This is a genomic window from Curtobacterium sp. BRD11 (assembly GCF_031844345.1).
Classification (GTDB): Bacteria; Actinomycetota; Actinomycetes; order Actinomycetales; family Microbacteriaceae; genus Curtobacterium.
On record NZ_JAUZUZ010000003.1, the window covers coordinates 102,741 to 122,538 of the forward strand.

A 19,798-nucleotide genomic window follows, 5' to 3' on the forward strand; every position below is an offset into this window, starting at 1 on the left:
TGCGGCTGGTGGCTACCGTGGTCGTCGTGAACCCGGTCGCGCGCCTCCGCAGTTCCAGCCGCACACCGTTCCTGCAGGTCGTGAAGACCGCGGTCGCGGTGGTCGCGGCGGTCCTGCTCTGCCGTGCGCTCATCGACGGGCCGTTCCCGACCTTCGCCGCGATCGCCGCGCTGCTCGTCGTGCAGCCGAGCATCAACCAGTCGTTCGTGAAGGGCCTCGAGCGCAGCGCCGGCGTGGTGCTCGGCGTCGTGCTGGCGACCGCCTTCCACCTGGTCTTCGGTGACGGCGTCTGGGTCGTGCTCGTCGTCATCGTGCTGGCGATCCTGCTGAGCTGGGCACTCCGTCTGACCCCGACGTCGGCGACCCAGGTGGGCATCAGCGGCATGCTCGTGCTCACCGCGGGGGTCGTCACGCCGAACTACTCGGCCGACCGGGTCCTCGAGACCGTCGTCGGCGCCGTCGTCGCACTCGCGGTGAACGCCGTGATCGTGCCGCCCGTGCTCCTCGAACCGGCGCACCTCGCGGTCGCCCGACTGGCCCGGGACACCGCCGCCGCGTTCGAACGGATCGCGATCGGCCTCACCGAGGGCTGGGACGCCGAGCGGTGGGACGAGGCCCTGCGCCAGGCGCGGGCCCTCCGGCAGCAGCACGCCCGCGCCGAGGCCTCGCTCACCGCGGCGGGCGAGTCACTGACGATGAACCCCCGTGGTGGCCGGCACCGCACGATCCTGCAGCGGGACACGACGGTCGCGGAGCACCTCCGCGTCCTGGTCACCCGGGTCACCGGGATGACCCGGGCGATCCGCGACAACACGGCGCCGGACCTCCGGTCGGACCCGGTGGTGGGGAGCATCGCGACCGAGGTCGCGCGCATCGGGGCGGACGTCCGAGCACTGAGCGCACGGGTCGAGGCGACGCGGCTGCACCACGCGGAGCGCGACGGCTTCACGGGCACCGCCGCCGACGACACGACGGCCGCGGAGCCCGCGCTGACGGCGCCACTGGAGGTCGTCCGGCCGAACTCGCGGCACTGGGTGCTCATCGGCGCCCTGCTCGAGGACATCCGACGGGTGCGGGAGGAGCTGCTCGGCGAGGACGACTGAGGCCCGCGCGGCGTCAGGCCGTGGCGCGGTGTGCGGCGTGACCGGACGCCGCCGGGTGTGCGGCGTCCGCGGCGGGAGCGAGCGTGGGCGATCCCCCGCCCACTGCTGCCGGCTCGGACGCGGCGGCCGGTTCGACGGCAGTCGACTCGACGGCAGTCCGTTCGACCTCGGTCGGCTCCACCGCGGCCGCTGCCTCGACGGCCGTGAGGACGAGTCGGTCCCACAGCGCCGTCCCCGACTCGTGCTCGTCGGAGCGGACCCCCTCGAAGCCCTGGATGGTCGCGACCGCGCGATCGGCGCCGGCCTCGTACGCCGCACGGCTCGCGACGTCCGGCACCGCGCTCAGCAGCTCCGCGACGACCCGCTCGCGGCGGGCGTCCTCCAGCTCGCCGAGCACGTCGATGCCGTGCCGTGCCGCCTCGAGCTCCGCGTGCAACCGGACGATGGCCGGGTGGACGCTGTCGTCCGGACGGTACGGACGGTTCTCCTGATCCTGCATGGTGCCCCCTCGGGACACTGCGTCGGGTACGCCGTGTCCGCTGCGGAGCCTAGCAACGCGCTGCTCGCGAGGCCGATACCCCCCTCTGCGGGACGGACCGTTCTGCCCTCGTCCGGGTGGCGTGGCGGGGTCACTGTGACGAGATTCAGCCTCTTCCCACCCGGAACCGCCCACGGACCGCCGTTCCCTGCCACGATGGGGGCCGAGGAGGTCGATCATGCGCCTGTTGGTGGTCGAGGACGACGACGAGATGCGCGCGCTCATGGAGCGTGGGCTCGCGGCAGAGGGGTACCGCGTCACGGCGGTCGAGAACGGTGTCGAGGCGCTCATCGCCCTCGGCGAGCAGGCCTTCGACCTCGCGGTCGTCGACGTCATGATGCCGGGCATGTCCGGCTTCGAGCTCGCCCGCCGGATCCGCGAGCGGGAGGACCCCGTGCGCATCCTGCTCGTCACCGCACGTGACGCCGTCGACGACCGGGTCTTCGGACTCGACGCGGGTGCGGACGACTACCTCACGAAGCCCTTCGCGTTCGCCGAGCTGACCGCCCGCCTCCGCGCGCTCGGTCGCCGCGAGTCGGCTGCCGGGCAGCGGGTCATCGAGGTCGGCGACGTCGCCATCGACTCCGAGGCCCGACGGGTGTCGATCAAGGGGCAGCGCGTCGCCGTCAGCCCGACCGAGTTCGCCCTGCTCCGGCTGCTCGCCCGGTCGGTCGGGACCGTCGTCGACCGCCCGAAGATCCTCGAGGAGGTCTGGGACGGCTCGCAGCACGTGGACCCGAACGTCGTCGAGCAGTACATCTCGTACCTCCGCAAGAAGCTGACCTCGCACGAGGCGACGGTCGCCATCGCGACGGTCCGGGGCCGCGGCTACCGGCTCGACCTGCTCGGGGCGTGACCGGGTCGGCACCCACGACCGGGACGGTCCGCGGCGGACGCGGCCTGCCCCGGCCGCTCCGGGTGCTCTCGCTCCGCGCCCGCATCACGATCGGCTCGACGGCGATCGCGGCGGTCGTGATCCTGCTGCTCGTGCTCGTCATGCGCTTCCAGGTCGTCAGCGTCGTCGCGAGCGCCACCCGCACCCTGCTCGACGCCGACGTCGACCCGTACGTGGCGACGCTGGAGGTCGACAGCGACCCGGACCTGTCCGCACCGGGCAACGCCCAGCTCGTCGCCGTCGTGGCCCCGTCGGGCCAGATCCGGCTGTCGACCATGCCGCCCCGGGTCGAGCGGGCGCTCGGCAGCCTGACGTCGACCGAGTCGGGCACGTCGCTCATCACCGTCTCCGGGTCCGAGTACCGCGTCGTCATCGAGCACCCGGTCAACGCCGCCGGACGCTGGACCGTCGTCGCCGCACGCAACTCGCAGGCCGAGGCGATCGTGGTCGACGACCTCACCACCACGCTGTCGCTCACCGGCCTCGCGATCCTCATCGCCTTCGGCATCGCGTCGTGGGCGCTCGCCACCGCGGCGCTCCGCCCGGTGAACCGGATGCGCCGCGAGGCCGAACGGCTCTCCGTCGCCCCCGAGCGCGCCGAGCTGCCGGTCGGTCCGGCGCAGGACGAACTGGCCTCGCTCGCCACCACGCTGAACGCCTTCCTCGCACGCACCCGCCAGGTGACCGAACGCGAGCGTCAGATGGTCTCCGACGCCAGCCACGAGCTGCGCACGCCCCTCGCGATCCTCACCACCCAGCTCGACCTGGCGTCGCTCGACGGCGACGACGCTGCGGCGCTCGCGGCGCACATCGACCGCGCCAAGCGGAGCGTCGCCCGGCTCTCGCGGCTCGCGAACGACCTGCTCACGCTGTCGCGCATCGAGGACGCGGAGGAACGCGAGCAGGACGGCGCGCAGCCGACCACCGCCTGGAGCGACCTGGGCGACGAGGTCATGGCCGCCGTCGACCGGGTGCGCCTCATCGCCTCGGCGAAGGACATCACGGTGGACTTCGACCTCGAGCGGACCCCGGACCCGGTCGGAGCGGCGGAACCACGCTTCCGCCTCGACACCGGTGGCATGGCGCAGCTCGTCACCAACACGGCGAGCAACGCGGTCGCCGCACTCCCCCGTGGTGGTGGCGTCTTCGTGTCGTGGCGGGTCGAGGGCGACGAGGGTGTCCTGCAGGTGACCGACGACGGACCCGGTGTCCCGGAGTCGTTCATCCCCGTCGCGTTCGACCGGTTCACCCGGCCGGACGAGGCCCGGACGTCGCGCCGCGACCCGGACCCGGCGACGGGCGGGGTGCCGGTGCCGGGCGGCTCGGGCCTCGGGCTCGCGATCGTGCGCGCGATCGCGGAACGGTCGGGAGGAACGGCTGCCCTCCGCAACGTCCGGTCCGGTGGCCTCGAGGTCACCGTGCGCATCCCCGTGGTGCGCGAGCAGACCGGGTCCTGACCGGTCACTGGAAGTCCCGCGACCGGGTCCGCACCGCCAGCGGCAGGTGCTCGATCCGGTCCGCCACCAGGTTCACCACGCCGTCCGGCGACCGCTCGAGGATCCCCCGCACCACCACGGCCGGCGACTCCCGTGCCACCCGCCGGTACCGTCCCCACACGCCGACGCTGCAGATGACGTTCACCAGCCCGGTCTCGTCCTCGACGTTCAGGAACGTGATGCCCGACGCCGTCGCCGGGCGTTGCCGGTGCGTCACGATGCCGCCCACCTCGACCCGTCGTCCGGTCTCCGCCGTCGCGGTGTCCTGCACGCTGAGCACCCCGCGGGCGCGCAGTCGCGGGCGGACGTGGTGGACCGGGTGGTCGTCGGTCGACATGCCCGTCGACCACATGTCCGCGATCAGGACGTCCCCGCTCGTCATCTGCCCGAACAGCGGCGGCTGCACGGTGACCTGGGTGTCGGGCAGCTGGTCGGGTCGTTCCGCAGCCGCCTGCGCCGCCGACCACATGCCGCTGCGCCGGTCGATCCCGAGCCCGGCGAAGGCGTCCGCTGCGGCCAGGGCCTCGAGCTGCGCGGTCGTCAGCCGGACACGACGGGCCAGGTCGGACATGTCCGTGAAGGGCCCGTGCGCCGCCCGCTCCGCGACGATCGCCTCGGCGCTCCGCCGGCCGAGCGAGGCGACCTCGGCCAGGCCCAGGCGGACGGCGAAGGCCCCGTCGCGTCGGTGCTCCGCGGTGTCGTCGGGCAGCGAGCCGTCGAACGGCAGCACGGGCGGCTGCTCCCCGGCCAGGCAGGCGTCGGCCCCGGTCGCACCGCTCTCGGCGTCGGGCAGGGGCTCCAGCGTCGCGTCGACCGCCGAGCGCAGGATGTCCGGCCGCAGCACCCGCACCCCGTGCCGCCGGGCGTCGGCGACCAGGGTCTGCGGTGAGTAGAACCCCATCGGCTGTGCCCGGAGCAACGCCGCCAGGAACGCCCCCGGGTAGTGCAGCCGCATCCAGGCGCTGGCGTAGACGATGAGCGCGAAGCTGATCGAGTGGCTCTCCGCGAACCCGAAGTTCGCGAACGCCTGGATCTTGGCGTAGATCGTGTCGGCGTCCTCGCCGTGGATGTCGTTCGCCGCCATCCCCGCGTAGAGCTTCTCGCGCAGCCGCTCGATCTTCTCGAGGCCACGCTTCGAGCCCATCGCCCGGCGGAGCAGGTCCGCGTCGTCCCCGGAGCACCCGCCGACGGCGATGGCCATCTGCATGAGCTGCTCCTGGAAGAGCGGGACCCCGAGCGTCCGCTCGAGCACGGGTTCGAGCGACGGGTGGATGTACGTGATCGGTTCCTCGCCCGTCCGGCGCCGGATGTACGGGTGCACGGCACCGCCCTGGATCGGACCGGGACGCACGAGCGCGACCTCGATCACCAGGTCGTAGAACCGCCGGGGCAGCAGCCGCGGGAGGGTGCCCATCTGTGCGCGGGACTCCACCTGGAACACCCCGATCGTGTCCGCACGGCAGAGCTGGTCGTAGACGCCCTGCTCCTCCTTCGGGATCGAGTGCATGTCCCAGCGCTCCCCGCAGTGTTCGTCGGCCAGGTCGAACGAGTACTGCAGCGCCGCGAGCATCCCGAGCCCGAGCATGTCGAACTTCACGAGCCCCATGAAGGCGCAGTCGTCCTTGTCCCACTGCAGCACGGTCCGGCCGTCCATGCGGGCGTGCTCGATGGGCACGACCTCGCCGACGGGCCGGTCGGTGAGCACCATGCCCCCGGAGTGGATGCCGAGGTGCCGTGGGAACCCGAGCACCTGCTGGGCCATGTCGACCACGGTGTCCGGGATGTCGTGGTCCTGGCTCTCGGTGACCGACCCCCACCGTTCGACCTGCTTCGACCAGGCGTCCTGCTGCCCGGGGCTGTGCCCGAGCGCCTTCGCCATGTCCCGCACGGCGCCCTTCGGCCGGTAGGTGATGACGTTCGCGACCTGCGCCGCGTTGAACCGTCCGTACTTCTCGTAGACGTACTGGATCACCTCCTCGCGCCGGTCCGAGTCGAAGTCGACGTCGATGTCGGGCTCCTCGTCGCGCATCGCCGACAGGAACCGCTCGAACGGCAGTCCGTACCGGATGGAGTCGACCGCGGTGATCTCGAGCAGGTAGCAGACGGCCGAGTTCGCCGCCGAGCCGCGCCCCTGGCACAGGATGCCCCGCTGCCGGGCGTACTGCACCATGTCCCGCACGATCAGGAAGTACCCCGGGAAGTCCTTGTCCGCGATGACGGACAGCTCCCGCTCGATGCGTTCACGCTTCTGCGGGTCGACACCGTCGGCGCTGCCCGGGTAGAACCGACGGGCGCCCTGCCAGGTGAGCTCGCGCAGCCACGACATCGTCGTGTGCCCCTCGGGGACCTCGACGTCGGGCAGCCCGGGCTTGGCGGTCCGGAGCCGGAACCCGAGTTCGTCGGCCAGGGCGACGCTCGTCTCGACGGCGCCCGGCCAGCGCGCGAAGCGCGCGGCCATCTCGGCACCGGACCGCAGGTGGGCGGTCGGGGCCGCCGGCAACCAGCCGTCGATCTCGTCGAGGCTCCGCCGTGCCCGCACGGCCGCCAGCGCGGTCGCCACGGGGAAGCGGTCGGGGGTCGCGTAGTGCACGTTCCCGGTCGCCACGACGGGGAGTCCGTGCCGTGCCGCGAGCGTCGCGAGGACGTCGTTCCTGGCGGTGTCGAGCGGTTCCCCGTGGTCGGTCAGCTCGACGACCACCCCGGCCGTGCCGAACCGGTCGAGCAGCGCACGCAGGGCCTCGTCCGCCGCCGACTCGCCCCCGCGCTCGAGGGCCTGGCGGACGGTGCCCTTCCGGCAGCCCGTGAGGACCCGCCAGTGCCCGTCGGCCTGCGCCGCGAGCTCGTCGAGGTCGTACTGCGGCCGCCCCTTCTCGGCCCCGGCTGCCAGGTTCGCCCGCGTGACGGCCGCGGCGAGCCGGTGGTAGCCGTCCTGCCCGTCGGCGAGCAGCAGCAGGTGTGTGCCCTCCGGGTCGGGGACGCCGTTCTGCGGTTCGGTCAGCCCGAGGGACAGCTCGGTGCCGTACACGGTCGTCACGGTCGGGTACGCCTCGGCCACCTCGGCCATCCGGGCAGCGCCGTAGAACCCGTCGTGGTCCGTCAGCGCCAGGCCGTGCAGGTGCAGGCGTGCGGCCTCCTCCACCAGGTGCTCCGGACCGCTGGCGCCGTCGAGGAAGCTGAAGGTCGAGTGCGCGTGCAGCTCGGCGTACGGCACGACCGGGGCGTCGTCGTCGGCGGCGGGGGTCGGCGGGACGTACCGGGACCGCTTCCGCGACCAGGCCGGGCTGTCCCCGCCGTCGCCGGCGTGCGCACTGTCCGGCCGCTTGTCCGACAGGGCGCGTTCGAACTGCGACCACGGGATCGGTGGGTTGCTGTAGCCCATCAGGTCTCCTTCACGTCGCGACCGCCTCGGCCCACCACCGGTGGTCGGCGAGCACCAGGTACCAGGCCCGGCCGTCGTCGTCGACGACCTGCAGCCGGTGCAGTCGCCGCCCGCCGGCCTCCCACCAGCGCACGACGAGCGGCCACGGCCCCGCCCACGCGGTCACGGACGCGAACCGGCCGCCCCGCTCGCCCTCGGCCCGGAACCGCTCCGGCACCGCGGTCAGTGCGCCGCGGTCGTCGACGTCGACGGTGTCACCCCCCGCAGCGACGACGTCCACCGGACGGGGTCGCTCGAGCACGGTCGCGGGTGGCGGCCCCGGGAGCCTGCCGGGCCACGGCCGGTCGCGGATGGTCGCCAACGCCCGCTCGCCGCCGACCGGGGCGTCGCCCCACGGCACGAGCACGACGCGCTCGGCCAGCGTGCGGCCCCCGCCGATCCGCGGGGTGACCACGCCCTCGTGCCCGACGAGCCCCTGCACCCGGGCGAGGGCGTGGTGCACCCGTTCGTCGGGTCCGGTCCCCCAGAGCCCACGCTCGTGGTTCGACGCGTCGTCGACCGCGACCGGCTCGAGCACCACCTGGACCACGGGCGCCTCGAGCCCGGAGGGGTCCACGCCGCCGGCGAGCTGCCAGCGCACGCGGTCGACGACGTCGGCGGCGTCGAACCAGCGCGGGTGCACCCAGGTCCGTTCGAGCAGGAGGTCGCGCTCGTCGACGATGCCCACCCGGATCGTGGTCGCGACGAGTCCGGCCGCGCGCAGCCGTGCGGCGAAGTCGTCGGCCGAACGGCGGAAGGCGAACGCCACCTGGTCGGCACGGTCGAGCGGTGGCTCGAAGGACGCCTCGACCCGGAGCTCCGGCGGGACCGCCCGCGCTGCGACCTCGCGCGGGTCGCGACCGCCCGCCAGCCGGTGCAGGAACGCCCCGGCGACACCGAACCGGTCGCGCACCTGCTCGTCGCCGAGCGCGGCGAAGTCGCCGAGCGTGGCGATGCCGAGCCGCCCGAGCACCAGCGCCAGGTCCGGGTCGCCGAGCACGCCGAGCGGCAGGTCCGCCAGGAACGGGGCCGAACCGCCGACCGGCACGATGCGCACCCGCTCCCCCGGGCGCACGGGACGCGACCGCGCTGCCTGTTCCGCCGCGAACGGGGTGTCCGCCACCCCGGCACGCACACCGGGCGCACCGTGGTCGGCGGCGATCCCGGCCAGCGTCGCCGCGGCCGCCCGCTCGCCGCCGTAGTAGCGCGCAGGCCCCCGGGAGCGCAGGGCGATCGTCCCCGGTCGCAGGACCTCGACCCCGGGGACCGCTTCCTCGATCGCACGGATGACGGGTTCGAACGCGCGGTGGTCGAGTGCGTCGTCGTAGGGCTCGACCACGAGTTCCGGGCAGCGCGCCTGGGCCTCGCGCACGCGGAGGCCCCGCACCACCCCCTGCTGCCGGGCACTGGCCGAGCTGGCGAACACCACCCCCTTCGCCACCAGGGCGAACGGGTGCTCGGGCGGCGACCCCGCGGCCCGGGCGGCGGCGATCACCGGCCAGTCCGGGCACCAGAGCACGATCGTGCGCGCAGGCGGTGGTTCCGGCAGGGCGCCGCCACGGGCCAGGGCATCGGCACGCACGGCCCCCGGCCCCGGCACCCCGGCGCCGGCGGTCCCCCTGGTCGTACCGCGCGGCGAGGCGGCACGGGCCCGTCCCCGCGGGCTCACGACGCCACCGCGACCGGGCGGAGCACCCGCGACTCCCCTGCGCCGTCGACGGCCGCGCTGCCGACGCCGCCCGGAGCGCCCGTGTCCGTCCCACCGGCCCGGGCGACCAGGGGCGCGGCGGGTCGCACCGCACCGTCCGCCGCCGGGAGCAGCAGGTCGGCGCTGACGGGTCGACCTGCTCCCGCGCGGCCGGACGCCGTCACCGTGGCACGCCGCTCCGCCAGGTACCCGTGGCCGTCGCCGATGCCGGTCCACACCGAGCCGCTCACCCGCAGCGTGACGTCGGCGCCCGGCCAGGTACCGAGGGCGACGAGCGCTCCACCGCGCTGCCGCAGCCGCGCGGACAGCCGCGAGACGTCGCCGGGCACGACCCGGCCGAGCGGTCGCGTCAGGACGATCTGCGCCACGTCGGCGAGGGCTGCGGTCACCGTGAGCCACTGGTCGCCCGGATCGGGCACGAGCACGAGTCGTTCGAGGTCGATGCCCATCGCCGCCGCCGCCTCGACCCCGAAGGACGGCACACCGACCACGGCGCACCAGGCCCCCTCGGCCGAGGCCGCCTGCAGCATGGTCATCGCGAGCAGCACGGACTCCTGCACGGCGTAGGAGCCACCGACCCGGATCGCGCCACCGGGCAGCAGCGACCGCAGGGCGTCGGCGGTGGGGAGCCCCTGGACGTCGACGCGGGGTGCTTCCATCTCGGACACTCGGGAGCGCAGCGACGTGATGCGTTCGAGCGCTGCCCGGGCGTCCCCCAGGTGGTCGACGCGCCGGGTCGGTCGGGACGCCCCGGAGCGGCCCCCGGGGCGAGCGGGACCGTCGGGCCCGGTCGCCCCCTCGGGCCCGGGCGACAGGAGTGCCGCCGCCGTCTGCATGCCCTCATATTCGAACATGTGTTCGATGATGTCAACCGGGTCCGACATCCGGTGGACAACCACTTCGAACACCCGTTCGACACGCCCGACCGGTGCCGGGACGCGGTCCCGACCCACGCCCGGGCACCCCGCTCACCAGCGGGCCGAGACCCCCAGTGCTCCGAACACCGACCGGGTCTTCGTCTCGACCTCGTCCGCCTCGTCCGACGCGACCGACGACCACGTCACCGCGCCTCCGGCCCCGAACGTCCGGACGCGTTCCGCTCCCCGGTCGTCCAGCACCGTCACCAGTGTGCGGATGGCCACCGACAGGTCGACCGCACCGTCCGCGGAGAAGTAGCCCACGACCCCCGAGTACACGCCCCGCGGTGCCCCCTCGAGCCGGTCCGCGATCGCCATCGCGCTGATCTTCGGCGCCCCGGTCATCGATCCCGGCGGGAACGCAGCGCGCACGAGCGCTGCACGGGACGCCCCGGCCGGCAGCACGGCGGACACCGTCGACACGAGCTGGTGCACGGTCGCGTAGGTCTCGACGTCGCAGAGCCGCTCGACGTGCACCGACCCGGGCACCGCCGAGCGGAGCAGGTCGTTCCGCAGCAGGTCGACGATCATGACGTTCTCGGCGCGGTCCTTCGGGCTCGCCGCGAGCGCCGCGCGCGCCGTGGCGTCACGTCGCGGGTCCGGGTCACGCGGCCGCGTGCCCTTGATCGGCTCGGCGACGACCGTGCCGTCGGCACCGACCCGCAGGAACCGCTCCGGCGAGCGGCTCGCGACCCGCAGCGTGCCGAGTCGCAGGTAGGCACCGAACGGGACGGGGTCCGCCCGCCGCAGTCGCAGGTACTCGACCAGGTGCGGGTCCGTGGCGGGCGCGGGCAGGGCCTCCCGTCCGGATGCACCGACCGCGAAGGCGGTCGTGAGGCACACCTGGAACGCGTTCCCCTCACGGATCTCGGCGCGGCACGCCTCGACCGCTGCCTCGTACGCGTCGCGGGACACGCGCCCGTCCGCACCGGCCTGGAGGCCCGTGGTGCCGTCCGTCGCGTCGACGGACGGCCGCCCCGTGTGCGGCCCCGCGAGCCACGCCCGGTTCGCCGCACTGGCCGTCGGTTCGTCGTCGGTCACCAGGGCGAGCGCCCAGGCACGACCGTCGGCGTGCACGACGAGCGCGCGGTCCACGAAGCGCAGGTCGGCGTCCGCGTGCGCCGCGGCGCGGTCGGGGCCGCCGGACTCGCGACCGAGCTCGTACCCGAGGAACCCGACCCAGCCGAGCGCGAACCCGCAGCCCGGCACGGGGGCCTCGAGCGCCGGGGTCCGGGTCAGCAGGTCGTCGAGCACGGTGAAGGCGGCACGCGCCTCGGTGCGGGACGGCCCGAACCACCGCTGCGCAGCGGACGGGACCTCGAGCACCGCGTGTCGGTCCTCGTGCCGGAACCGCGTCGCGAACGGCCCGTCCGTGTGGGCGAGGACCGACCACCGGGCGCGTCCACGAGCGGCCTCCGGCGCACCCTCGGGCAGCCCGGAGTCGAGCCAGACGACGTCGGAGCCGGTGGCAGCCGCCAGCGCACCGAGGTCCGGCGCGACGTCGAGGCGACGCGCGAGGACCCGCGCTCGGGTCAGACCGCGGCGATCGTCCACGAAGCGGCGTGCGCGGCACCGGGTGCGAGCACGACGAGCCCGGACTCCTCGCCAGCGTTGAAGGCGTCCGGCGCGCAGGTCATCGGTTCGACCGCGAGGCCGACGCGGTGGTACTCCGGCACGACGTGGTCGGCGGTGTGCACCTGCGCCCAGCCGCACTCCGGCCCGAAGGACACCCGGACCCCGTGGCCGTCCGCCGCGGTGAGCACGATCGTCGCCAGCCCGTCGCCGTTCCGGTCGAACCCGGTGAACGCGTGGTCGATGAAACGGTCGCCGATCACGGTCGCGGTGCGCAGGTCGAACTCGTCGTGCACGGGGGCGGTGCCGGTCGGCACGAGACGGTCCTCGGTGACCTCGAGCACCTCGGCGGCGGGCAGGGTGAGGGTCCAGTCGTCGACGCGACCGGCGCCGGCGACGAGGTACGGGTGCGGCCCGGTCCCCCACGGTGCCGCGTCCCCACCGGTGTTCGTCCCGGTGACGGTCGTGTGCAGTCCGTCGGCGTCGACGCGGTACTCGACGAGCACCTCGACGCGGTACGGGTACCCCTCCTGCGCGGGGACGGTCGTGGCGAGCACGGCACGGTCGGGCTCGTGGGCCACGATGCGGAAGTCGGTCCAGGCGACGAGGCCGTGCAGCGCGTGGTGCCGCTTGGGTTCGGTCAGGGCGAGCTCGTGGTCGTGTCCACCGAAGGTGTACCGGCCGTCGACGACCCGGTTCGGCCACGGGGCCAGGACGGCGCCGCGGAAGGCCGGACGGACCTCGTCGGCGGCGAACGGGACGACCAGGTCGCGTCCGTCGGCGCGGAGTGTCCGGAGCGACGCCCCGACCGAGGCGATCTCGGCGGTGTACCCGCCGGCGGTGATCGTCAGGGCGGACCCGGACAGCGGGGATCCGGCCAGGTGGGGACCGGTCGGCTGGGGACCGGCCACGGGGGCGTCGTTGCTCATGCGCAACAGCGTACTGGGGTGCGGCGGCCCGGAACGACGAAGCCGCGCCGGGGGTCCGGCGGGGCTTCATCGTGTTCTTCGGTGGATCTGAGGGGACTCGAACCCCTGACCCCCTGCATGCCATGCAGGTGCGCTACCAGCTGCGCCACAGACCCAGATCGTGTTGCTCCGTGCCCCCGTTCCCGGCGGCACCATGAAAGCGTACACCACGCGAACGCCGGGTGACGAAATCGTCTCCGCCACCCGGGCGCGTCGCGTCTACGCCGTGTGGTCGACGGGCAGCTCGAGCGGGATCGTCGGGCAGTCCGACCAGAGGCGCTCGAGCGAGTAGTACTGACGGTCTTCCTCGTGGAAGACGTGCACGACGATGTCGCCGAAGTCGATGAGGACCCAGCGACCCTCGGTCCGGCCCTCGCGTCGGAGCGGCTTGGCGCCGGCAGCGATCAGACGGTCCTCGACCTCGTCCGCGATGGCGAGCACGTTGCGCTCGTTCCGGCCGGTCGCGAGCAGGAACACGTCGGTGAGCTGCAGCGGCCCGGTCACGTCGAGGGCGACGAGGTCTTCGGCCTGCTTCGCGTCGGCCGCCTGGGCGGCGATCTGCACGAGTTCCAGTGCGCGTGAGGAGGCGGTCACGGAGTCCTTCCGGTCGTCGGCACCGCGCTCTGCGGGTCCGTGTGGTGGGTCCTGATCATAGGCCACCCCGCCGACAGCGGCCAGGCCGGTGGGCCGGGTCGGGCGACGGGGCGACGTTCGACGAGGGGTCGGCGGGCGGTCAGCCGCCGAGGTGGGTGGTGAGCAGGGCGACGATGATGACCCCGGCGGCCGCCAGACCGACGGCGCCGACGGTGACGCCGAGGATGACCGGGGTCCGGGACTCCTTCGGCTTCGCGGCGGCGAGCACGACCTGACGGGTGGACGTGTGGCTCGACACCGCACGGCTCGCCCGGACGGGGCTCGCGTCCGTCTCCGGCTGCTCGTCGTGCTGCTCGAGCAGACGGTCGACCTCGGACCCGTCGATCGGTCGGTGTGACCCGGTGGAGGACAGCGACGCGGGCAGGTCGATCGAACCGGTCAGGATGACCTCACCCGTGGCGTTCAGGGCCCCGGTCGGGTCGGCCAGCGCCGAGTTCGGCAGCACGATCGAGTTGGTGTCCTGCACCGCGACGCGGCGCGTGCCCGTCACGTCGTGCACCTCGGCGTCACCGGCGTCCCGCGCCTGCTGGGTCCAGTGACCGGCCGGCGGTTCGAAGGCCGTCGTGACCGGCTTCGGCTCGGGGCTCCGACGGAACGCGGCGGGGACGCGGGGGGCGTCACCGACGGCGTCGGCACCGTCGTCGGGACGGGAGTCCGTCGCCGGCGTCGGGCGCTGGATCGGGACCTCGTTCGTGTCGTCGTCGAGCGACAGCGGGAAGACGACGGGCGTCGAGGACGAGGCCATCGGCGCCGACGACGGCGACACTCGGGCAGCATCGTCGTCCGCGGCACCGTCCGAGCGCCGTGCGCCGTCGTCGGTCTGGCGGTCGTCGGTGGCCTGGCCGTCGTCGGTGGCCCGGGCGTCGTCGGTGGTCGGGGCGTCGTCGGTCTCCGGAGGCGCCCAGGTGGTGCGGTGGCGTCGGGGTTCCTCGGCGTGCGCCGCGGCCTCGCTCAGGGGCTCGATCGCGTCCGGGGAGCCGTCGGCCTCGGTCGCCTGGGCCACCGCAGCGGCGTCGAGCATCTCGGTCTCGGCGGCAGGCTCCTGACCGGGTGCGTCCGCGGCGTCGCCGGTCCGGTCCGTCGCCTCGGAGGCGTCGACGACCGGGGTCGGGGCGAGCGGGACCTGGGCGGACCGGACCGGGTCCGGCGCCGAGGTCGGACGATCCGCGGACGCCGGGACCACGCGCGGCGGGGTCGACGACCCGCGGTCTGCCGAGGCCGGGCGCGGACGCTCGGTGTCCTGGTCGAGGTGACCGACCGACCCGATGACGTCCTGGACGGTGCGGTCGGAGGACTGCGGGGTCGGCGCGCGCAGCGGCACGGGCTGCACCGCCTGCCCCTCGGCCTCGCGCATCAGGCGGAGCTGACGACGGGTGAGGCCGCCGGTCCCCGGCACGATCTCCGTCGCCGAGGCCGGAGCCGGGGTGAGCGGGAACACCGCGCCGGAGGGCTGCGGGGCAGGAGCGGAGTCGCCGGAGGTGGGACGGGCTGCCGACTGCGCGGGGCCGCTCGGCGACGGCGCGACGTGCGAGCCCGGTCGACGACGGGCCTCGGGCTGGTCGGACGGTGCTGCGACGGTCGGCGGCGGGGTGACCGGCTGCCCGCCGGCTGCGGCGGCACGCTCCCGCTCGCGCGCCTCACGCCGCGAGAGAGGCGGCTGCGCGTCGGACGAACTCATGCAACGCTCCGATACAGGTGGTGCTTGGAGATGTACTGGACGACCCCGTCCGGGACCAAGTACCACACGGGGTGGCCGCGCCTGACCCGGTCGCGGCAATCCGTCGAGGATATCGCCAGTGCAGGGACTTCGAGCAAGCTCACGTCTCGTTCGGGGAGTCCGGTGATGCTCAGATCGTGGCCCGGACGGGTGACCGCGACGAAGTGTGCGAGGTCCCAGAGGCCATCATGATCCTTCCAGTCGAGGATCTGCTGAACGGCGTCCGCGCCCGAGATGAAGACGAGCTGCGCATCCGGTCGCTGGTCACGCAGGTCGCGGAGCGTGTCGATCGTGTAGGTGGGCCCCGGACGGTCGATGTCGACCCGGCTGACCGTGAACATCGGGTTCGACGCCGTCGCGATGACCGTCATCAGGTACCGGTGTTCGGCGTCGGTGACGTCCGACTTCATGTACGGCTGACCGGTGGGGACGAAGACGACCTCGTCCAGGTCGAAGGCGCGCGCGACCTCGGACGCCGCCACGAGGTGCCCGTGGTGGATCGGGTCGAACGTGCCGCCCATCACGCCGATGCGTGGGCGCCCCGTGCTCTCGAGCATCGAGCGGCGTGTCAGAGCTTGGTGTGACCGAACTCGTCGACACCCGTCTCGTGGTGGCGGGTGGCCTCGAACTTGTGCGAGTGACGGTACGCGACGTCGCGGAAGCTCCAGGTGACGAACCCGAGGAACGTGAAGAACAGCGCGCCGCACATCGGGAAGACGAACGCGGGCACCCCGGAGGCGTGCTCAGCAGCTTCTGCGAGGAAGGTCATCGGTCCGGTGCTCCGTTCGATCGGGTGGGAAGTCGCGGCCCAGTCTAGCCGCGGATCTGTCCGTGCCCGCGCACGATCCACTTGGTGCTGGTGAGCTCGGGCAGTCCCATCGGGCCGCGCGCGTGCAGCTTCTGCGTCGAGATGCCCACCTCGGCGCCGAAACCGAACTCGCCGCCGTCGGTGAAGCGCGTCGACGCGTTCGCCATCACCACCGCGGAGTCGACCTCGGCCAGGAAGCGCTCGGCCGTGTCGACGTCGTCGGTCACGATCGACTCCGTGTGGTGCGTGGACCACCGCGCGATGTGCGCCATCGCCGCGTCGACGTCGGGCACGACCCGGATCGACAGGTCCAGGTCCATCGACTCCGTCGCCCAGTCCGCATCGGTCGCGCGGAGCACGCCGGGGACGATGGTCCGGGTGGCGTCGTCGCCGCGCAGGGTCACGCCGGCGGCTCGGAGGCGGTCGGCCAGCACCGGCAGCAACCGCTCGGCAGCCGCCTCGTGCACGAGCAGCGTCTCGAGGGCGTTGCAGACACTCGGCCGCTGGACCTTGCTGTTCAGCACGATGTCGACCGAGCGCTCCAGCGGTGCCGACGCGTCGAGGTACACGTGCACCACGCCCGCACCGGTCTCGATCACGGGCACCTGCGACTCGGTCACGACGGTCTGGATGAGCGAGGCACTCCCCCGCGGCACCAGGACGTCCACGAGGCCGCGAGCACGCATCAGGTCGGTCGCTCCCTGGCGCCCGAACTCGTCGATCGTCTGCACGAGGTCCGCCGGCAGCCCCACCGAGGCCACCGCCCCGCGGATGCGCTCGACCAGTTCGGCGTTGGTGCGCTGCGCTGCCGATCCGCCACGGAGGACGACGGCGTTGCCGCTCTTCAGCGCGAGCGCGGCGATGTCGACGGTCACGTTCGGGCGCGCCTCGTAGATGGCCCCGACGACGCCGAACGGCACGCGGACCTGGGTGAGCTGGAGTCCGTTCGGCAACCGAGACCCGCGGACGAGGTCGCCGACCGGGTCCGGCAGTCCCACCACGTGCTCGACCGCCCCGGCGAGGGCGTCGATCCGTGCGGTGTCGAGACGCAGGCGGTCGAGCAGACCGGAGGAGAGCCCGCCGTCCTCGCCCGCGACGAGGTCTCCGTGGTTCGCCGCGACGATGGCGTCCGTCCCGGCACGCAGGGCGACCGCGACGGCGCGCAGTGCCTGGTCCTTGACCGCCGTGGTCGCCGTCGCGAGCGCCGTCGAGGCGGCACGCGCCGCGACCAGCTTGTCGGTGAGGGTGGGGGCGGTGACGGTCGGCGACATGGTCCGATACTAGGTCGGCCGCCGGGCTCGTGACGCTGGTGGGGTCATGCCTGTGGAGACGGCCGGGAGGCGCGACTCCGGTGCAGGACTCGGCTCACGTCCGCGAGTGTCCGGCACCGCTCGCGATCCTGCCGCCGGGGCGGAGCGTGCCGCGGTGGGACGCCGCCGTCGGCGCGGGACGGTCCGGTGCCGCCGAGACGGACCCGCTTCCGGCGGCGTCTCACCCGCTCCGCGGCGTCTCGACCGAACGCCGGCGTCTCGACCGCAGGCCGACGTCGACCGAACGCCGGCGTCTCGACCGCAGGCCGACGTCGCGGGCCGGCACCGTGCCTCCAGGCCGACCGAGTCCCGTCAGCGCCGCGGCGCCGCGTGGAACCAGGTGCCGACGTGCTCCCCGGCCAGTGCCCGGTCGACGAGCGCGGTCCCGGTGACGAGCACCGACGTCCCCGCCTCGGCCGCGAGCCGGGCCGCGGCGACCTTCGTGCCCGCTCCGCCGGTCCCGACGCCGGCCGCCCCGACCGACCCGAAGGTCACGCCGGCGAGCTCGTCGCCGAACGGGACCTCGTCGATGGGCTCGGCCCCCGGGTGCTCCGGCGGACGGGTGTAGAGCGACGCGACGTCGGACAGCAGCACGAGCGCGTCGGCCCCGAGGAGCCGCGCGACGAGGGCCGCGAGCCGGTCGTTGTCCCCGAAGCGGATCTCGTGGGTGGCAACCGTGTCGTTCTCGTTGACGATGGGGAGCACCCGCAGCGCGAGCAACCGGTCGACCGCCCGCTGCGCGTTCACCCGGTGCGTCGGGTTCTGCATGTCCCCCGCGGTGAGCAACACCTGAGCCGCGACGATGCCGTGCCGGTCGAGCTCCTTCTGGTACCGGAACATGAGCACGTTCTGCCCGGTCGCGGCCGCTGCCTGCTGGGTCGCCAGGTCATCGGGGCGTCCCTCGAGCCCGAGGAACGGGAACCCGGTGGCGATGGCACCGGAGGACACGAGGACGACCTCGGTGCCACGCGCATGTGCCGCGGCCAGGGCGTCCACGAGCGCGGCGATCTGCCCGGTGTTGCCACCGCTGACCGACGACGACCCCACCTTGACGACGAGCCGACGCGCACGCGGCACGTCCTGCCGCCGGCTGACGGGCCCGAGGTCGGTGCGTGCGCGCGCGTCGGTCATGCGTCGGTCAGTCCTGGTCGTCCCGGTCGTCGTCGGCCCACAGGCCGGACACGCGCTCCTGCTCGAGCTCGGCGCGCGCAGCCGCCTTGGCGTCCATGCGCTCGAAGTACTCCTCGCGGCGCTCGTTGCGCGTCGGGCGCGACGATCCGCCGACGCGGGCGTCGGTGCCGCGGGCGCTCGTGATGAGCTCGGCGGTCGACGTCAGCGTGGGCTCCCAGTCGAACACCATGCCGCCGTCCCCGCCGATGACGACGGTGGACCCGGCGACCGCTCCGGCCTTGAACAGGCCGTCCTCGACGCCGAGCTTCGCGAGCCGGTCGGCCAGGTAGCCGATCGCCTCTTCGTTCGTGAAGTCGGTCTGGGTGACCCAGCGCTCCGGCTTGTCGCCCCGGACGCGGTAGAAGCGGTGCTCCTCGCCGCCCTCGGCGCGCACGGTGAAGGGCTTCTCGTTGACGGCCTTCGGGCGGAGGACGATGCGCTCCTGCTCGGGCGCGGCGGGACGGTCGGCACGGGCCTGCTCGACGACCTCGGCCAGGGCGAACGTCAGCTCGCGCAGACCCTTGCGGGATGCGGTCGAGATCGGGAACACGCGGTAGCCGCGCTCCTCGAGCTCGGCGGTGACGAAGTCGGCGAGCTCGGCTGCCTCGGGCACGTCGACCTTGTTGAGCGCGACGAGCTGCAAACGCTCGAGGAGCGGGGTCTGGCCCTCGGGCACCGGGTAGCGCTCCAGCTCGCCGAGGATGACGTCGAGGTCGGAGAGCGGGTCGCGGCCCGGGTCGAGCGTGGCGCAGTCGATGACGTGCAGGAGCGCCTCGCAGCGCTCGACGTGCCGGAGGAACTCGAGGCCGAGGCCCTTGCCCTCCGACGCGCCCTCGATCAGGCCCGGGACGTCGGCGACGGTGAAGCGGACCTCGCCCGACTCGACGACGCCGAGGTTCGGCGTCAGGGTCGTGAACGGGTAGTCGGCGATCTTCGGCTTCGCGGCGGAGATCGCGGCGATGAGCGAGGACTTGCCGGCGCTGGGGAAGCCGACGAGGGCGACGTCGGCGATCGTCTTCAGCTCGAGGCTGACGTCGCCGGTCCACCCCGGGGTGCCGAGCAGCGCGAAGCCGGGGGCCTTGCGCTTCGTGGTCGCGAGCGCGGCGTTGCCGAGACCGCCCTGACCGCCGGGGGCCACGACGACGCGCATGCCGGGCTCGGTCATGTCGGCGAGGACCTCGCCGTCCTCGTCGTGCACCACGGTGCCGATCGGGACGGGGAGCTCGAGGGTCTCGCCGCTGACACCGCTGCGCATGTCGCCCATGCCCGGCTGGCCGTTCTTCGACGAGCGGTGCGGCGAGCGGTGGTAGCCGAGCAGGGTCGTCACCTGCGGGTCGGCGACGAGGACGATGTCCCCGCCGTCACCGCCGTTGCCGCCGTCCGGGCCGGCGAGGGGCTTGAACTTCTCACGGCGGACCGACACGCAGCCGTTGCCGCCGTTCCCCGCGGTGAGGTGCAGGGTCACGCGGTCGACGAAGGTCGCCATGGGTCCACTCCTGGTTCTGGCTCGAGCACGCGGACGGT

16 protein-coding genes and 1 tRNA gene are annotated in these 19,798 nt (G+C 73.9%); 3 read left to right on the plus strand and 14 right to left on the minus strand.

The window, feature by feature from the left end; genetic code table 11:
• Positions 1 to 26 precede the first annotated feature (26 nt).
• The gene (locus Q9R28_RS08435) at positions 27 to 1,103 is read left to right on the plus strand and encodes an aromatic acid exporter family protein (protein ID WP_081985243.1); all 1,077 of its coding nucleotides are present in this window, start codon (positions 27 to 29) and stop codon (positions 1,101 to 1,103) included.
• A gap of 13 nt (positions 1,104 to 1,116) precedes the next feature.
• Here Q9R28_RS08435 and Q9R28_RS08440 read toward each other — a convergent pair whose 3' ends face one another.
• Positions 1,117 to 1,602, minus strand: a complete 486-nt coding sequence (locus Q9R28_RS08440; protein WP_066653198.1) for a hypothetical protein — start codon at positions 1,600 to 1,602, stop codon at positions 1,117 to 1,119.
• Between the two features lie 217 nt (positions 1,603 to 1,819).
• On the opposite strand from Q9R28_RS08440, the gene Q9R28_RS08445 reads away from it, so the two are divergent.
• Together Q9R28_RS08445 and Q9R28_RS08450 are read left to right on the plus strand one after the other, a co-directional pair.
• The gene (locus Q9R28_RS08445) at positions 1,820 to 2,497 is read left to right on the plus strand and encodes a response regulator transcription factor (RefSeq protein WP_066653196.1); all 678 of its coding nucleotides are present in this window, start codon (positions 1,820 to 1,822) and stop codon (positions 2,495 to 2,497) included.
• Entirely contained in the window at positions 2,494 to 3,993 is a 1,500-nt protein-coding gene (locus tag Q9R28_RS08450) for a cell wall metabolism sensor histidine kinase WalK (RefSeq protein ID WP_271827028.1), read from the plus strand. The genes Q9R28_RS08445 and Q9R28_RS08450 overlap by 4 nt, the downstream gene beginning before the upstream one ends.
• Before the next feature lie 4 nt (positions 3,994 to 3,997).
• On the opposite strand, the gene Q9R28_RS08455 is transcribed toward Q9R28_RS08450, so the two are convergent.
• The 13 genes from Q9R28_RS08455 to obgE form a co-directional block, all read right to left on the minus strand.
• On the minus strand, positions 3,998 to 7,411 hold the full coding sequence (locus tag Q9R28_RS08455) for an error-prone DNA polymerase (protein ID WP_311205884.1): 3,414 nt from the start codon (positions 7,409 to 7,411) through the stop codon (positions 3,998 to 4,000).
• 10 nt (positions 7,412 to 7,421) lie between these two features.
• Complete coding sequence (locus Q9R28_RS08460; protein ID WP_311205885.1) at positions 7,422 to 9,032, minus strand: DNA polymerase Y family protein; 1,611 nt, start codon at positions 9,030 to 9,032, stop codon at positions 7,422 to 7,424.
• Positions 9,033 to 9,115: 83 nt separating this feature from the next.
• Positions 9,116 to 10,012, minus strand: coding sequence for a hypothetical protein (locus Q9R28_RS08465; protein ID WP_251154799.1), 897 nt, complete (start codon positions 10,010 to 10,012; stop codon positions 9,116 to 9,118).
• A gap of 114 nt (positions 10,013 to 10,126) precedes the next feature.
• Entirely contained in the window at positions 10,127 to 11,629 is a 1,503-nt protein-coding gene (locus Q9R28_RS08470; protein ID WP_066653186.1) for an anthranilate synthase component I family protein, read from the minus strand.
• Positions 11,608 to 12,576 carry an aldose 1-epimerase family protein gene (locus Q9R28_RS08475; protein WP_311205886.1) on the minus strand — a complete coding sequence of 323 codons (969 nt, stop codon included), beginning with the start codon at positions 12,574 to 12,576 and terminating at the stop codon, positions 11,608 to 11,610. Before Q9R28_RS08475 ends, Q9R28_RS08470 begins: the two co-directional genes overlap by 22 nt.
• Before the next feature lie 82 nt (positions 12,577 to 12,658).
• Positions 12,659 to 12,731: transfer RNA gene (locus tag Q9R28_RS08480), tRNA-Ala, on the minus strand.
• 103 nt (positions 12,732 to 12,834) lie between these two features.
• Positions 12,835 to 13,209 (minus strand): ribosome silencing factor, encoded by a 375-nt coding sequence (gene rsfS, locus Q9R28_RS08485; protein ID WP_066653181.1) that lies wholly within the window; start codon positions 13,207 to 13,209, stop codon positions 12,835 to 12,837.
• A 139-nt stretch (positions 13,210 to 13,348) separates the two neighbouring features.
• A complete protein-coding gene (locus tag Q9R28_RS08490) occupies positions 13,349 to 14,947 on the minus strand; it encodes a hypothetical protein (RefSeq protein ID WP_311205887.1) in 1,599 nt (532 codons plus the stop codon).
• Positions 14,944 to 15,543, minus strand: coding sequence for a nicotinate-nucleotide adenylyltransferase (gene nadD, locus Q9R28_RS08495; protein WP_081984738.1), 600 nt, complete (start codon positions 15,541 to 15,543; stop codon positions 14,944 to 14,946). Before nadD ends, Q9R28_RS08490 begins: the two co-directional genes overlap by 4 nt.
• An 11-nt stretch (positions 15,544 to 15,554) precedes the next feature.
• Complete coding sequence (locus tag Q9R28_RS08500; RefSeq protein ID WP_058728434.1) at positions 15,555 to 15,755, minus strand: hypothetical protein; 201 nt, start codon at positions 15,753 to 15,755, stop codon at positions 15,555 to 15,557.
• Positions 15,756 to 15,799: 44 nt separating this feature from the next.
• A complete protein-coding gene (locus Q9R28_RS08505) occupies positions 15,800 to 17,065 on the minus strand; it encodes a glutamate-5-semialdehyde dehydrogenase (RefSeq protein ID WP_066653179.1) in 1,266 nt (421 codons plus the stop codon).
• A 351-nt stretch (positions 17,066 to 17,416) separates the two neighbouring features.
• Positions 17,417 to 18,235, minus strand: coding sequence for a glutamate 5-kinase (proB, locus tag Q9R28_RS08510; RefSeq protein ID WP_311205888.1), 819 nt, complete (start codon positions 18,233 to 18,235; stop codon positions 17,417 to 17,419).
• Positions 18,236 to 18,242: 7 nt separating this feature from the next.
• A complete protein-coding gene (gene obgE, locus Q9R28_RS08515; protein WP_311205889.1) occupies positions 18,243 to 19,760 on the minus strand; it encodes a GTPase ObgE in 1,518 nt (505 codons plus the stop codon).
• Positions 19,761 to 19,798: the final 38 nt, after the last annotated feature.

Bases quoted from the DNA above. Each gene is read 5' to 3' on its own strand.
- Q9R28_RS08475 (WP_311205886.1), bottom strand. From the start codon at position 12,576: ATGAGCAACGACGCCCCCGTGGCCGGTCCCCAGCCGACCGGTCCCCAC.
- obgE (WP_311205889.1), bottom strand. From the start codon at position 19,760: ATGGCGACCTTCGTCGACCGCGTGACCCTGCACCTCACCGCGGGGAAC.
- Q9R28_RS08465 (WP_251154799.1), bottom strand. From the start codon at position 10,012: ATGTTCGAATATGAGGGCATGCAGACGGCGGCGGCACTCCTGTCGCCC.
- Q9R28_RS08505 (WP_066653179.1), bottom strand. From the start codon at position 17,065: ATGTCGCCGACCGTCACCGCCCCCACCCTCACCGACAAGCTGGTCGCG.
- Q9R28_RS08445 (WP_066653196.1), top strand. From the start codon at position 1,820: ATGCGCCTGTTGGTGGTCGAGGACGACGACGAGATGCGCGCGCTCATG.
- proB (WP_311205888.1), bottom strand. From the start codon at position 18,235: ATGACCGACGCGCGCGCACGCACCGACCTCGGGCCCGTCAGCCGGCGG.
- Q9R28_RS08500 (WP_058728434.1), bottom strand. From the start codon at position 15,755: ATGACCTTCCTCGCAGAAGCTGCTGAGCACGCCTCCGGGGTGCCCGCG.
- Q9R28_RS08455 (WP_311205884.1), bottom strand. From the start codon at position 7,411: ATGGGCTACAGCAACCCACCGATCCCGTGGTCGCAGTTCGAACGCGCC.
- Q9R28_RS08490 (WP_311205887.1), bottom strand. From the start codon at position 14,947: ATGAGTTCGTCCGACGCGCAGCCGCCTCTCTCGCGGCGTGAGGCGCGC.
- nadD (WP_081984738.1), bottom strand. From the start codon at position 15,543: ATGCTCGAGAGCACGGGGCGCCCACGCATCGGCGTGATGGGCGGCACG.
- Q9R28_RS08440 (WP_066653198.1), bottom strand. From the start codon at position 1,602: ATGCAGGATCAGGAGAACCGTCCGTACCGTCCGGACGACAGCGTCCAC.